We start from the raw sequence: 15,398 nt of genomic DNA on the forward strand, positions 1-15,398 counted from the left end.
AGAAAAAAATGTCTTGAAATTAGGTAAATAAAAATTGGATTCCATCCATAAGAATTAAAAAGTAATTTAGAGTTATTGCGATAAACTTTTATTGCAAAACATGAATTTATAAAAATTAATTATCTTATGGAAACAAAAATATAAAAAAAGAACTCCCAAAATTGTTATTTTAGGAATTCTTTATTTCAAATTTATTTATGTTTTTTATAAGCTCTAATCCTATTTGGAAGTGAGAATAATTTTATAAATCCTTCCGCATCCTTATGACTATACAGCTCACTTGCTCCAAATGATGAAATTTCTTCATCGTATAATGCAAAATCAGTAAATCTACCAGCTATTTTTATACTTCCTTTGTATAATTTCAGTTTTATTGTACCATTTACATTTTTAGAAGTTTCATCAACAAAAGCATCAAGCCCTTCACGAAGTGGTGTAAACCATTGCCCTGAATAAGCCAATCCTGCATATTTTTGAGATACCAGCTTTTTAAATTCAAATGTATCCTTGTCAAAAATTAATGTTTCCAATTCTTTTAGTGCTTCCATCAGTAATGTTCCACCTGGAGTTTCATAAATTCCTCTTGATTTCATTCCAACAAGTCTATTTTCTACAATGTCAATTACTCCAACACCATTTTCTCCAGCAATTTTATTTAACTTTTTAAGTAATGCGACAGGCTCTAAATTTTCCCCATCTACTTTTACTGGCCATCCTTGTTCAAATGTAATATCCACATAAGTTGGCTTATCTGGTGCTTTTTCAGGTGGAGTTGTCATCATATAAACAATATCTTCCTTATGTTCATTTTCAAGCCCTTCAATATCTCCGCCTTCGTGCGAGATATGCCATAAATTCTGGTCTCTTGAGTAAATTTTTTCTTTCGTTACAGTTATTTTTATATTATTTTTTTGTGCATAATCAATCGCATCTTCTCTTGAAGAAATGTCCCAAAGTCTCCAAGGAGCTATTATTTTCAATGTTGGATCTAATGAAAATACTCCAGTTTCAAATCTAACCTGATCATTTCCTTTACCAGTACATCCGTGGCAAATATATGAAGCTCCTTCTTTATGAGCCACATCTACCAATACTTTTGAAATTAAAGGTCTTGCAAATGAAGTACCCAACAGATATTTATTTTCATAAACTGCTCCCGCTCTTAAAGCACGGAAAGCATAATCCTTTACAAATTCTTCTTTTTTATCTTCTACATAAACTTTAGAAGCACCTGATTCAATGGCTTTAACTTTTACAGCTTCCATATCTTCATCCTGCCCAACATCAACACAGCACGCAATTACTTCTAAATCATAATGTTCTTTTAGCCAAGGAATGATAATCGAAGTATCAAGTCCCCCTGAATAGGCTAAAACTACTTTTTCTTTTGCCATATTTATTTCCCCTTTAATTAAAATTTATTTGGAAAATTTTGCTTTAAAGTTTTATTCCAGCTGTCAACTCTATTTTTTTGAGTTTTTAGGAAAGCATCAACATCTCCTTCAACTACAACTTTTGTCATTACATCTCCATTAGATAATTTTTTTACAACATCCAAATCAGCTTCTGACGCAACTTCTCCAAATATTGTGTGATTACCATTTAACCATTCTGTTGGAACTGTTGTTATGAAAAATTGACTTCCATTTGTTCCTGGTCCTGCATTTGCCATAGCTAGTTTACCAGCTTTTGAGAAATTCAATCCATTATTAACTTCGTCTTCAAACCGGTATCCAGGTCCTCCAGCACCAGTTCCAGTTGGATCTCCACCTTGAGCCATAAAGTTGTCAATAACCCTATGGAATTTTAATCCATCATAATATCCTTTTTTGGCTAAGTTTACAAAATTAGCAACAGTTACAGGCGATTTATCAGGTAACAAATTAATATTAACATCACCTTTTGCAGTAATAATCCTTACTTTCATTTTATACTCTTTACTGTATGATTGCACAGCAAAAGTCATCATCATTAAAATTGATAACATTAGTAATGATACTCTTTTAATCATACATCTCCTTTCATTTCAATATATATTTTATGTTTTAAAGAAAGATTTATTAATACTTAATTTTAAATCTAGCTTTAAAAATCTAAATACATTTTAGCATATTGTAGAGGATTTTTGAATAAGATTTTAAAATAATTCTCTTTTCACAGCTATTTTTGTTATTTAAAAATTATTACATGAGTCATTATCTTATGTCTCTCCTGTAGGACAATGAGTTTTAGTAGTTAAAACAATCAAAACTTTTATAGTTATAATTCAATCCCTTTTTTTTGCAAATTTTCGATACACTCAACTAAATATTCATTATCATGTTCTTTGTAAATTGGGCTATCTATAATTTTTTCTTCAAGATTATTATAATTTTCTGCTTTCTTTCCTCTATAATTCTTATCTCTCCATTCTTTAGAAACTTTATACCCTCTTTTTTCCATTTCATCCATAACCAATGAATGATAAACAAATAAATAATATGGAGAATATAAAAATACATAATCTACTGTTTTATGTTTCTTTTTCCATCCATTTCCCCTAAGCGCACAACATTCTCTATGTTGACCAAGAAGCTGATTTTTAGGCAATAGATGAATAATTTGTTCATGCCATAGTCTCATCGTTTTCTCCTGTTAATAAAGTAGATTCTTGTAAATATTTATTTGGATATTTCTTTAGTAAAGTATTGATATATTCAATTAGCGATTTCTGATTACTTCTTCCTCCCATGTATTCTTCCAGTATGTTAAATAATCCTTGTTTTTCAATCTTCGTTGCCTTTTTTTTGAAATATCCCCATAAATGAAGAATTGCATTACTAAAATCTTTTTTACTTTCTTTTATATCCCTTACTTTTTGTATTCTTTCATTAATAAATACAATATCAATTTCTTTTTCTTTCAAATACTTTCTTATTTCTAAGTACACTTTATGCGATTTGCTTAACACATAATATTTATTTTTTGCCCATAGATCTTCACATTCTTTTTTTTTATTCATGTGGTTCACATTAACCTTTCTTGCAAGATATTCAAACCATATATGAAAATTAACTTCATCTATGTTATCCTTTGAATTTTTCGTTAGTAAATTTTTATTTTTTTTATGTTTGCGATTATTAAAAATTTCATCTAATCTTCCTGCATTTGTTGTGAAAATAATTTATCAAGTATATTCCATCCAACCCATTTAAAATTGAACTACTAAAATTATACAAATTTTGTATTTTTAAAAATTTGTAGTATAATCTAACAATAGTAAGTTTAAAAAAGGAGATAAATATGGAAATATACGGTATTGGGACAGACATTATTGAAATATCCCGAATTGAAAAAGCGATTAATCAGACAAGCCTTTTTAAAAGGAAAGTTTATACGGAAAAAGAAATAGAGCATATTGAAAAAAAGAAACATCCATATGCTAGTTACGCAGGGAGATTTGCTGCAAAAGAAGCAGTTTCCAAGGCGTTTGGGACTGGGGTGTATGGGTTTTCGCTAAGTGATATTGAGATTTTGAATGATGAGATGGGGAAGCCTTATGTGACACTTTATAATGCGATAAAAGAGAAGGCACAGGGCCTTACAATACAGATCAGTATTTCGCATAGCAGAGAATATGCGGTTAGTACGGTAATTATTTATAAAAAATAAAAAAGAGAGGTGTGAAAAAAGATGGTTTGGAGAAAAGATTTTAATATTGGGATAGAGAAAAGTAGATTTTTTGCCTTGATGATTATGCTTTTTGGTATATTTTGTATAAGTCAGATTGGTTATTCTGCTGGAAATAGTCAGTCAAAGAAAGTAAAAATTGAGTACTTTGGTAGAAAAGACTGTAAAAATTGTGCAAATTTGGAGAAATTTTTGAAGGAATTATCTACTAAAAGGGATGATTTTGAATATGTGGAGCATAAAATTGATGAAAGCAAGGAAGAAAAAGCGTTTTTTGATGAAACTACATCGAAGTTAAAACTTGTCAAGGGGACTCCGATTATTTACATTAATGGACATATTATTCAAGGCTTTAATACAGCTGATACGACAGGGAAAGAAATTGAAAATTTGATAAATTCTGGGAAAACAAAGGATAAGATTTTGACTTTGAAGGAATATGTGGAAGGTGGACAGACTGGAAATGTGAGTAGTAATGGTGCAGTCTGTACAGGTGATACGGTATGTGAAGTGCCAGGACTTACAAAAGGTGCTGAAAATCAGGTACTTGTAAATATTCCGATTATTAATAAGACTGTTGACTTGACAAATTATTCATTGCTTACAATGTCAATAATTTTGGGAACAATTGATGGATTTAATCCTTGTGCAATGTGGGTTCTGGTATTATTTTTGACAGCTTTGATTGCCGTTGGAAATAAGGTGAAAATGTTCCGTGTGGCAGGGCTGTTTATTTTAGCTGAAGCTGTAATGTATTTTTTCATTTTAAATGCTTGGATTTATGCTTGGGATTTTGTGGGACTTGACAAATGGGTAACCCCGCTTGTTGGAATCGTTGGAATTATTGGTGGGATTTTCTTTATTAGAAATTACTTGAAAAAAGGAGATACGCTGGAATGTGAAGTGACAGACTTTGAGCAGAGGGCAAAAATTTCTAAAAAGATAAAGGATATTGCTAATAAGCCATTTACATTACTGACAGCACTTGCAATCATTGGCTTAGCACTTTCAGTAAATGTAATAGAATTTGCCTGTTCAGTTGGAATTCCTCAAACATACACAAAAATTCTGCAAATAAATGAAGTTCCTTTCTGGACAAGACAATTTTACACATTTATCTACATAATTGGCTATATGATAGATGATATAATAGTTTTTGGATTTGCCTTAATGAGTGTAAATAAATTGCAATTGACTACAAAATATTCTAAATGGGTAAATCTGTTTGGTGGAATTCTTATGATAATTTTGGGACTCATAATGCTAATTAAGCCAAGTTTGCTTATAATGTAAACTAGAACCAGAAAAATGAACAATTTAGTTTAAAAAATGGAAAAAATTTGTTATAATGTAAAAAGGTAAATTAATAAAATAAAAAAACAAAATTTATAAAATAATAGGAGATATGAAAATGAAAAAAAATAATAGCAAAAAAATATTATTTATAGCTGGAATGATGATGTTATCAGCAGTTGCATATGGAAAAGATGTCTTTGCAAATTATGGGACAAATTTTGGGAAAGTTAGATTATCGAAGCTTAGCTCATCAAATATGGAAGATGTAAAAAGAATAGATTCTAGTACTTATGAATTGACAGGAAGCGGAGAATATAGAATTATGGAAGAAGGCGGAAGAAGGCTTGTTGTTAATTTAAGTAATGGAATACTGAATGGGAAATATGATGAATTTTATGCAAACGGAAATAGATTTACGATAGGAAATTATAGAAATGGAAAAAAAGAAGGAGAATGGACAGTTTATACTGAAAATGGAAAAGTCTGGAAAAAATATCAATATAAAGATGACCAATTAAATGGACGTTATTCTTCATATTATGGAAAAACAGGGTCTCAAGAAACAGTTGGGAACTATGAGAATGGAAAAATGACAGGAACTTGGACTGAGTATTATGAAAATGGTTCAAGAAAATCACAAGGAAACTATTCAAATGGACAGAAAAATGGATTATTTACTGAATGGAACGCTAACGGAGGTAAAAAATCTGAAATCAATTATGTAAATGATGAAATAAATGGGAAAATGAATGTTTACTATGAAAGTGGAAGACCTTTGTATGAAGCAAATATGAATGGAGAAACTGGAACTGTAAGAGGATATTACACAGATGGAAGCCTTGGATTTGAGGGAAGCATTAAAGGTAGAAGAAGAACAGGGACATGGACTTACTATGATAAATCAGGAAATCCTAGAAAAGTAAATTATTAGGCTTGTTGTAGTTTTAATTATTAAATCCTGTTTAGATAAGGAATTTATTACAAACTTTTCTAAGTAAAGGATATAAACCTTTACTGCAAGATAAGGATTTGCGGCAATGAGCAATCCTACGAAAATAAAAAAGAAAAATAATAGTAATTAATTGAATGATTATAAATTAGTTATCAAACAACCCTGTTATAAAATTTATGTTATTTAAAAATGGGATTTAGTGTTAGTTTTATAAAAATTCGAGTATATTTTAATTTTGAAAGAAGGTAAAAAGGATATGAAGAAAATATTTTTAATGATTGGAATGTTATTGGGAATTAATGGGTTTTCGGAAAAAAATATTAATAAAAATAATGTGAAAATAAAGCAGTCTGTGATAGCTACGACGTATACTTATCCAGATGGGAAAAATCCATTTTGGAGCGATGTCTTGACGCTCGGGAAAGCTAAGGTTCCTTATGTGCTGATAAATCCAAATAATGGTGCAGGAAAAAAGGTAGAAGTGAATTATGCAGCTCAGATTAAGAAAAATAAAGAGGCTGGAATTAAGAACATTGCTTATATTCCGACAACATATCAGAAGCGAAATATTAAGGAAGTAAAGGCGGAAGTTGATAAGTATTTTGAATTTTATGGAAAGGATAGTATAAATGGATTCTTTTTTGATGAAATTGCGACCAGTACTCCTCAGCAGGTAAGCTATATGAAGGAAGTTTTTGAATATGTAAAAAGTAAGTCAAAAAACAATCTTGTGATTGCTAATCCTGGAGCATCTATTACAGATGCAATTTCGCCGTATGCAGATATTTTTGTGACAAGCGAGGTAAGTGCAAATACGTATATTAACAAATTTGAAAAGCCAAAATCTAATTTTGAAAATAATCAGTCAAATGCAAAACATATCTGGCATATTGTGCATAGTGCGACTCCTAAGGAATATGCTGAGATTGTAAGGCTTTCTCGACAAAGAAATGCAGGATGGCTGATGATAACGGATGACATTATGCCAAATCCGTATGATAAGAAGCCGTCTAAATTTATAGAAATGGTAAATATGATTAATAATTAATTTTGATATTATTTGATTTTACGATTGTTTAGTTTTTATAAGTTGATTTTAAAAAGTTAAAATATAGATGGAGAAAAGATGTATATAGAAGAGTTATTGAAGGAAGCGGATAAATCAATGGAAAATTACAAGTTCGATGATGCACTTGTATATTTAAAGTCAGTGCTTGAAATTGATGAAAATAATTATTCGGCACTGATGACACTTTCCAAACTTTATTCAGACTTTGGAATGTTTGAACAGGCGAAGGAATATGCGGAAAAACTGCAACAAAAGTATCCTGACAGCAGGGATACACTTTTTACGTTGGGATTTGTCTATCAGTCGCTTGGAAGATTGAAAAAGGCGATTTCACTTTATAAAAAATTTCTGGAAATAGAAAAAAATTATTTTGTGTATCTGAATATGGGAATGTCCTACGCTTTGTTAAAGTATTATAGAAAGGCGATAGAAAATATTGACAAGGCGATAGAAATGGAGCCTGAAAGTTCAGAAGCATATGTGGAAAAAGGTGATTGCCTTACAATGATGGGCAGATACGATGAAGCAATTTCTGAATACAAAAAACTTTTAAATGCAAAATTTAACGAAGTTGAAGAATTTTCCCTCTATGCACGAATGGGCGACACAATGGCGTATTCAAATGATATAAAAGGAGTTGTAAAATATTATAATATCGCTATAAATTGTGAAAATGTGGAAGATTATATATTTGAAGATTATTTTGAGATATTGTTTAGAGCGGAGGAGTTTGAGGAAATAAAACTTCTGCTTTTGAATTATGAAAATGCAACGAATGAGAATAAAGGGCTTTCAAGAATAAAAATGCTAAATTTGCAGGGAAGATTTTTTGTGAAAACGGAAGATTATGAAAATGCACAGAAGGTTTGTAATAAGATGATTATTTTAGAACCTGAAAATTCTCGTCATTATATGAATTTGGCGTATGTGCTGGAATTGCAGAATAAATATGATGAAGCACTTGAATATGTTGACAAGATGGATAAATTTGTGGAAGACAAGACATTTTTGAAGGAACTGAAAAAGAGATTGAGAAAAAATAAGAGAAAATTTGAAAAGGAAAATGAAAAAAGTTTAGAAAATAAAGAAAAGTAAAAAAATTAGAAATTATGAGGATTTTAAATGGAAGAAAAAAATTATGAAGTTAATAAGAAATATGATGAGAAAATATTGATAAATGTACTGAAAAATTTTGATAAAACTGGGGAATATGTTGTAGAGCCAGGAAGAAATGAAATAAAAAAATTTGAAATAGATATAAAAAAAAATTTGGAAAAAGATAGCTCGAAAAAGGAAAAACATAATAATAAGAGTGAAAATCTTGAAACAAAAAAGATGATAAATATAAAAAAATTTAAACAAAAAGATTTTATTACAAACTTTTTCTATAGGTTTAAAGGCTCAAAAGCAAAGCGTTCTTACGAATATGCAAAAAAATTATTGGAATATAAAATAAAGACGCCAGAGCCAATCGCATATTTTGATGACTTTGTAAATGAAAATAATAAAAAGAACAGTTATTATATAAGCGAGGAATTAAAATATGATTTTACCTGTCGGGAAGTTTTCTGGCCTGAGGATATCGAGCGGGACAAGGTTGAGCAGGGAGAAAACTACAAGATAAGCGAAGAAACCGAAAGAATGCTTGCAAAAGTAGAAAAAAATCGTGAAAAAATCATAAGACAATTTGCAAAATTTTCGTTTGACTTGCATGAAAGCGGTGTGGAATTTGAAGATTATTCACCAGGAAATGTGCTGATTAAGGATAAAAGTGGGAATTACGAGTTTTATCTGGTTGACTTAAATAGAATGAAATTTGGAGTGAAACTGAATCTGGATAAAAGAATGAAAAATGTTTCAAGAATGATGGAAGATGAAAAAATAGCCAGAATTTTTGCAAATGAATATGCGAAGTACTGCAAACAGAGAGAAGAACTGGTTTTTAGATATTTAAGATATTATATTAGAAAACACAAAAGTTATGTTTATTTTAAGGATATTACTCGTCCAGTAAGGAATGTTTTTAAAAAGAAGAAGTGAATTTTTTTAATAATTTTAAAATTTATCTAATACTAAACCCTGTTTAAAAATAAGAATAAATTTTTGTAATGGAATTGTTCAATAGCTAATTCATAATTATTTAACTTTTACCTTTTTTTATTTTCCTAGAATACCGCATAATTACCACAAAACCTTATCTTGCAGTAAAGATTTATCCTAACAATTAAAAATTGTGGCAAGATTGCCACGAACCTATGGCTAGCCTATGACATTTTCTGCACTGACAAAAAAATAGAAGCTGAATCAAAATTTTAAGCATTTTGAGACAACTTCTTTTTTATTATTCAAAATATTGTTTATTTTTTAGATGTCAAGTTTAACTCTTTCAATTTGAGCACCAACAGCATTTAATTTTAATTCTAATTTATCATATCCTCTATCTATATGATAAACTCTATTTACAACTGTTTCACCATCTGCTGCAAGTGCTGCCAAAACTAGCGCTGCTCCTGCTCTTAAGTCTGAAGACATCACTTCTGCACCTGTTAATGGTAATCCTCCGTTTATAAAAGCTACTCCATGTTTTATTGTAATATCTGCTCCCATTCTGTTAAATTCAGGTACATGCATAAATCTATTTTCAAATACAGTTTCTTCCATTGAGCTTCCACCATTTACAAGAGTTTGAAGCAACATCATTTGAGGCTGCATATCTGTTGGAAATCCTGGATGTGGCAAAGTTTTTATTTTTGATGGTTTCAAATCTTTTACTTTTCCTATTACAGTCAGAACATCTCCATCCTGTTCAAATTTTGCTCCCATTGCTTCTAATTCAGATTTAAAAACTCCTAAATCATCAAGTCTTGCATTTTGAATTTTTAAATCTCCTTCTGTAACTAATGAAGCTATCACATAAGTTCCTGCCTCAATTCTATCTGGCATAATTGAATATTCCACAGCGTGAAGTTCTTCAACTCCTTCAATTTCAATAGTAGGAGTCCCTAATCCTGTAATTTTTGCTCCCATCTTATTCAAGAAGTTTCCTAAATCAACAATTTCAGGCTCTCTTGCAGCATTTGAAATAACTGTTTTCCCAGGAGTTTTTACTGCCGCCATCATAATATTCTGTGTAGCTCCTACACTTGGAAAACCTAAAGGAATTTCAGCACCTTTTAATTTGTCTGCTTTTGCATGAATATATCCGTGAACTCTTGTAATTTCTGCTCCCAACAGTTCAAATCCTTTTAAATGTAAATCAACTGGTCTTGAACCGATTGCACATCCTCCAGGCAATGAAACAACTGCTTCATCTAAATTTGCAATCATTGGTCCCATTACTAGAAATGATGCTCTCATTTGTTTTACAATTTCATAGCTTGCTTCTGTTCTTTTAAATCCATTATTTACAATTTTATAAGTATTGTCGTCTAATTTTTCAGTTTCCATTCCCAAATCTTCCAGCAGTCTCATTGTTACTCTTATATCACGTAAATTCGGAACATTTTTTAGAATGTACTCACCTTTTGCAACAAGTGTCGCTATAATTATTGGAAGTGCTGCATTCTTAGCTCCGCTTACTTTAATTACTCCATTTAATGGTGTTTTCCCTTTTATTCTAAATCCATCAACCACGTTTTTTTCCTCCTAATTTTTGACATATCGGACATTTTGAGCCAAATAATTTGTCCATAAATGTTAATTCTTTATAGTTTTTAGCATATTCAGGCATTTCTTTTTTTATTATATCTAAATGAAAATCACAAACTGCACTTTCCATAGCTTCAAAATATATATCTGGCAAGTGCTTTAAATGACATTTCTCAAGTTTTGAAGTTACAACAATTTCATCTCCAGCTTCATGGACAATTGCATCCTTTGCAACGACCACAAGTGCTATCTGACCTACAAACACTAGGTTATCTATCATTTTATAAGGCACTCTCTTTTGCTTAGCTATTTCAATGTATTTTTTTATATCATTAAAATCTGCATGTCGTGAAATAACCATTTTATCCACATCTTTATCTTCCAAAGCCTTTTCTATTTCATAATAAATCCCTTTTTCTTTTATTTCCTCAAATGTAAGAGCTTTGATAACTCTTTCTTTGTATTCTCCAAGAAATAAATTTTTTTCAGCTTGAGCATTTACAGCTCTATCTGTTACATCTTCTACACTTTTCATAACGTCTGCACTACTATTTTTATTAACGTTAACCATTTCCATTTTTTATTACCCCACTTCATTTAAAACATTATATTTTTTAAATTTTAATATTTATAAATACAATCAAAATTTATCATATTTTGTCATTATACTACTTTTTTATATATTTCTCAACTATTTTTTGAACTTTTATCTATTTTTAATAAAATCATATACTATTTTGAGTTCAAACATATTTAAAGTTAAAAAACTAACATTGACAATACAAAGACAACCTTAAATATAAGAAATATTTGTACAAATTTTGTTATTTTAGGTATTTCTGACCTTCCTTCGTCCTTTCTTACTGAAAAAATTAAAAGTAAAAATAATATAACATACATAATTGTACCTATCATAGAAATATTTCCTGTAAACAAATAAATTACTTCTAGCAATAAAAAGGCATATATTTTAAAAGTGGTTCTCTTACTTGTAAAAAATATATTTATCAAATTATAATTGGCATACATATATAACAAAATTAGCATAACAATTCCCAAATACTCTGTTATTATATCCATTTTTTTTATAACGAAAAACACAAAATATGCAATAATTGTTAATAATAATACTCTTAACTTTTCATCTTTATGTTTTTTTAACTCACGATTTTCCTTCATTTTTTTAGTCATCTCCTAATTTTATATTGTTATAAATCATTTTTAGCTTGGATTTTTCAACATGTGTGTAAATTTCTGTTGTTGTTATGTTTGAATGTCCAAGTATCTCTTGCACAATACGGACATCAGCACCGTTTCCAAGCAGAATTGTAGCAAGCGAATGCCTAAAAATGTGTGGATATACATTTTTTTCAATTCCAGCGTTTTTCGCAATAGTCTTTAAATCTTTCCAAAATTTTTCCCTTCGAGTATTTGGAAAAATCTTAAAACTTTCACTTGCATTCTTTAATTTTGGTCTATAAATAGCCAAATAATTTTTTATTTCATTTTCTAGACTATCATAAATTGGTATTATTCTATATTTTGATCCTTTTCCAAGTACCTTTATAAATTCGTAGTCTTGATTTTCCACATCCTTTATTTCCAAATTTAAAGTTTCTGAAATTCTTGATCCAGTTGCAATTAAAATTTTGATAATAAGTTTATTTTGCATACCTTCAAGCGTATGTGGACAGTTATCTACAATTTGTTTCATTTCTTTTAATGTAAGTATTTCAGGTAATCTATGTTCACGTTTTAAGGATTTTACCATTCCTGTTGGATCTTTTTTTATTGCTTTATTTAGATAGCAGAATCTGTAAAATGTCTTTATTGCCGATACTTTCCTTAATACTGAATTTCGTCTTAATTTTTCACTTATATATTCAACATAATCGAAAATATCCTGTTCCTTTACTTTCGAAAAATCTTTTTTTACAAATAAAAAAAATTGTATTAAATCTCGATTATATCCAGTGATTGTATTTTGAGAACTTCCCTTTTCATACTCTAAAAAATCAAGAAATTCTCTAATCTGCATTTTATTTTCACGTGATGTTTTTTTATCATTGTTTTTTGAACTTTCACCGTTTTTAACGTTACCGTCTATTTCTTTTTCCAAATTTTCTTTATCTGAATTAAGTTTTTTCTTTTTTAGATTATCTATATCAGTACTTTTTTGTCCCATAGCCCCATTATCTCCTTAGCGTGATTAACAGATGCTTCAGTAATATTATCACCTGAAATGATTCTTGCAATTTCTCTTATTCTTTCTTCAGTACTCAGTTCACGAACTTTTGTTTCTGTAAGACCATTTTCAATTTCTTTTTTGATAAAAAACTGCTGCTGCGCTTTTCCAGCAATTTGTGGAGAATGTGTTACACAGATAATCTGTGTGTTTCTTGAAAGCTCTCTTAATTTTTCTGCTACTCTTCTTACAGTTTCTCCAGAAATTCCAGTATCAATCTCATCAAAAATCAGCACTGAAATGTTGTCAACAGTTGAAAATACAGTTTTAAGAGCAAGCATTATACGTGAAATTTCTCCACCTGAAGCAATTTTCGCAAGTGGCTTGAATGTTTCACCTACATTTGTTGCGATTAAAAATTCTGCATTATTTATTCCATGTGCTGTTATTTCTTCAGTTTTTGTAATTTCTACCTTGAATTTTGCATTTTCCATATTCAAGTCGCTTAGCTGAATATCAATTGTGTTCTGAAGACTTTCTGCAATTTCCATACGAATTTGGCTAAGTCTTTCACCATCTTGAAAATACTGGCTTACCAATTTATTTTTTTCAATCTTTAAATTTTCCAGCTCTTCATTTTCAAAATTAACTAATGACAAATCTTTTTCAATTTTATCTTTGTATTCAAGGATTTCAGTAATTGTTGAGCCGTATTTTAATTTCAGCTTATTAATAGCATCAATTCTTTCGACAATTTTTTCCAGTTTTTCGTCATCTCTCTCAACATCTCCAGAAAAATTATCTACAGAGTACGAAATTTCCTCTACTTCATAAAGTACAGACTCAATCTTATCGTATAATTCACTATAAGATTCTGACAAATCCGAAAGCTGCTCTAAATTTCTCTTAGCTCTTCCAAGTGCTGATAAAATCGAAAATTCTCCTTCTTTTAAAAGTTCTGAAGTTTCTCCCAGCTTTTCGTTGATTTTTCCAGCATTAAACAATATTTTATACTCTTCTTCCAGTTCTTCATCTTCATTTTCCTTTAAATTAAGGCTATTGATTTCGTTAAACTGAAATTCTAGAATATCTTTTTTTTCTGCAATTTTTTCTTTTTCTTCTTCAATATTCCTTATTCTTGAATTTAATTTTTTTATTTCATTTACGTTTTCACGAATCTTTTTAGAAAGTTCCTTTCCCTCATCATCAAGAAATCTGTCAAGTAAATGCAAATGATATTCTTCATTTAATAAGAACTGATGTTCATGCTGCCCGACCAAATCAATAATATTCACCATAAGTTCCTTTAATCTTGACAAAGTAAGTCTTGCACCATTTACAGTAATTTTCGATTTGGCGTTCCTGTCAAAATATCGTGTTATGATAAGTTCGTCATCATCTATCTCAAACCCAAGCTCATTTAACCTTCTTTTCTGATTTTCATCTAATTCAAAAATTCCTTCTGCAAAAAGGCTTTCTTCCTCATTTCTAATCATATCTGTATGACTTCTTTCACCAATTAATAGTGAAATTCCATCTAGAATAATTGATTTACCAGCCCCTGTTTCTCCAGTTAATGCAATAAATTTGTCATTAAATTCTAAATCTAATTTTTTGATTATTGCTAAATTATTTAATCTTAATTCCCTTAACATTTCTTCCCTTTCACTATTTTATTTTTTATAAGACAGAATCTCCCCATTTCAATTTTTGTCGGAGTATACTGTAATAATCACTGTTTATAGGTTTTATTATTCGAATTTTTTTCTTTGATAATCTTGCAGTTACTAAATCATTCTCCTGTATCTGAAACCATTGGTTTCCGTCGATATTTAAATGGACTGCATCATCTCTTGATGTCGCCTTAAAACTTAGAACTTCACAGCCGTTTACAATTATTGGACGCGCTGTTAGACTTTGTGGAGCAAGAGGTGTTATGGAGAGTGCATTTAGTCCAGGGTGAACAATTGAACCACCTGCTGAAAGCGAGTAGGCAGTCGATCCTGTAGGAGTTGCTACGATTATTCCGTCAGCTCTGTATTTATTAACAAAAATATCATTTGAGTAAACTTCAACCTGTATTAAATGTGCTTCGTGTCCGCCTTTTGTTATTACAAGCTCATTTAGTGCATAAAAAACATTATCTTCATATTTTACTTCTAAAAATGCTCTTTCTTCAGTTTTATAATTTCCATTTTCATAATCTTGTAACATTTTTACTGCATTTTGAGGTTTTACTTCGGCAAGATAACCAAGAGAGCCCATATTTATTGCAAGTACAGGAATATTCCTTAAAATAGCTTCTTTTGCAGCAACAAGCATTGTTCCATCTCCGCCAAGTGAAATTATTAAATCAGCCTCTTCCACTCCAAAAACTTCTTGAATATCTTTTGCCTTTAGATAGTCATAAAAATCCTTTAATAAAGCTTCATCTCCATATCCACTTTTCACAATTCTAACTCTTTTTAGCTGCTTTTTGTTATTTAGATTATCATTATTTTCTAATTTTTCAGAATTTTCCATAATAAATACCTCTTCAAACATTAAAATTAAATTTTTAAATATTTTATACCTTTGTG

The 15,398-nt window shown here is 29.8% G+C and carries 16 protein-coding genes; 6 read left to right on the plus strand and 10 right to left on the minus strand.

From position 1 onward, the window contains the following. Positions 1-191 precede the first annotated feature (191 nt). From Q0370_RS03315 to Q0370_RS03330, 4 genes are all read right to left on the minus strand, one after another. Positions 192-1,394 carry an argininosuccinate synthase gene (locus Q0370_RS03315; protein WP_299572109.1) on the minus strand — a complete coding sequence of 401 codons (1,203 nt, stop codon included), beginning with the start codon at positions 1,392-1,394 and terminating at the stop codon, positions 192-194. Positions 1,395-1,411: 17 nt separating this feature from the next. Then, positions 1,412-1,966 carry a peptidylprolyl isomerase gene (locus Q0370_RS03320; RefSeq protein WP_299572147.1) on the minus strand — a complete coding sequence of 185 codons (555 nt, stop codon included), beginning with the start codon at positions 1,964-1,966 and terminating at the stop codon, positions 1,412-1,414. Between the two features lie 293 nt (positions 1,967-2,259). Beyond that, entirely contained in the window at positions 2,260-2,622 is a 363-nt protein-coding gene (locus Q0370_RS03325) for a TIGR02328 family protein (protein WP_299572111.1), read from the minus strand. Next, positions 2,606-3,001, minus strand: coding sequence for a YbgA family protein (locus tag Q0370_RS03330; protein ID WP_299572114.1), 396 nt, complete (start codon positions 2,999-3,001; stop codon positions 2,606-2,608). The genes Q0370_RS03325 and Q0370_RS03330 overlap by 17 nt, the downstream gene beginning before the upstream one ends. Positions 3,002-3,282: 281 nt before the next feature. Between Q0370_RS03330 and acpS the strand changes: the two genes are divergently transcribed. The 6 genes from acpS to Q0370_RS03360 all read left to right on the plus strand — a co-directional run bounded on the left by acpS (position 3,283) and on the right by Q0370_RS03360 (position 9,026). Then, complete coding sequence (acpS, locus tag Q0370_RS03335; protein WP_026748444.1) at positions 3,283-3,651, plus strand: holo-ACP synthase; 369 nt, start codon at positions 3,283-3,285, stop codon at positions 3,649-3,651. Between the two features lie 21 nt (positions 3,652-3,672). Beyond that, entirely contained in the window at positions 3,673-4,962 is a 1,290-nt protein-coding gene (locus tag Q0370_RS03340) for a glutaredoxin (protein ID WP_299572120.1), read from the plus strand. Between the two features lie 118 nt (positions 4,963-5,080). After that, complete coding sequence (locus tag Q0370_RS03345) at positions 5,081-5,896, plus strand: toxin-antitoxin system YwqK family antitoxin (protein WP_299572123.1); 816 nt, start codon at positions 5,081-5,083, stop codon at positions 5,894-5,896. Between the two features lie 277 nt (positions 5,897-6,173). Further along, complete coding sequence (locus Q0370_RS03350) at positions 6,174-6,965, plus strand: spherulation-specific family 4 protein (protein ID WP_299572126.1); 792 nt, start codon at positions 6,174-6,176, stop codon at positions 6,963-6,965. A 78-nt stretch (positions 6,966-7,043) separates the two neighbouring features. Continuing rightward, positions 7,044-8,081 carry a tetratricopeptide repeat protein gene (locus Q0370_RS03355; RefSeq protein ID WP_299572129.1) on the plus strand — a complete coding sequence of 346 codons (1,038 nt, stop codon included), beginning with the start codon at positions 7,044-7,046 and terminating at the stop codon, positions 8,079-8,081. Between the two features lie 27 nt (positions 8,082-8,108). Further along, positions 8,109-9,026, plus strand: coding sequence for a hypothetical protein (locus tag Q0370_RS03360; protein WP_299572131.1), 918 nt, complete (start codon positions 8,109-8,111; stop codon positions 9,024-9,026). Positions 9,027-9,350: 324 nt separating this feature from the next. Here Q0370_RS03360 and murA read toward each other — a convergent pair whose 3' ends face one another. From murA to Q0370_RS03390, 6 genes are all read right to left on the minus strand, one after another. Next, positions 9,351-10,619 (minus strand): UDP-N-acetylglucosamine 1-carboxyvinyltransferase, encoded by a 1,269-nt coding sequence (murA, locus tag Q0370_RS03365; RefSeq protein ID WP_299572133.1) that lies wholly within the window; start codon positions 10,617-10,619, stop codon positions 9,351-9,353. Beyond that, complete coding sequence (locus Q0370_RS03370) at positions 10,612-11,211, minus strand: DUF1694 domain-containing protein (protein WP_299572136.1); 600 nt, start codon at positions 11,209-11,211, stop codon at positions 10,612-10,614. Before Q0370_RS03370 ends, murA begins: the two co-directional genes overlap by 8 nt. 182 nt (positions 11,212-11,393) lie before the next feature. Further along, a complete protein-coding gene (locus Q0370_RS03375) occupies positions 11,394-11,813 on the minus strand; it encodes a phospholipid phosphatase (protein WP_299572139.1) in 420 nt (139 codons plus the stop codon). 4 nt (positions 11,814-11,817) lie between these two features. Continuing rightward, positions 11,818-12,819: a tyrosine-type recombinase/integrase gene (locus Q0370_RS03380; RefSeq protein ID WP_299572141.1), complete on the minus strand. Its 1,002-nt coding sequence runs from the start codon at positions 12,817-12,819 to the stop codon at positions 11,818-11,820. Next, complete coding sequence (recN, locus tag Q0370_RS03385; RefSeq protein WP_299572144.1) at positions 12,795-14,474, minus strand: DNA repair protein RecN; 1,680 nt, start codon at positions 14,472-14,474, stop codon at positions 12,795-12,797. The genes Q0370_RS03380 and recN overlap by 25 nt, the downstream gene beginning before the upstream one ends. Before the next feature lie 25 nt (positions 14,475-14,499). Next, the gene (locus Q0370_RS03390; protein ID WP_299572150.1) at positions 14,500-15,363 is read right to left on the minus strand and encodes an NAD(+)/NADH kinase; all 864 of its coding nucleotides are present in this window, start codon (positions 15,361-15,363) and stop codon (positions 14,500-14,502) included. Between the last annotated feature and the right edge of the window lie 35 nt (positions 15,364-15,398).

Source organism: uncultured Leptotrichia sp. (genome assembly GCF_938036635.1).
Taxonomy (GTDB): domain Bacteria; phylum Fusobacteriota; class Fusobacteriia; order Fusobacteriales; family Leptotrichiaceae; genus Leptotrichia; species Leptotrichia hongkongensis.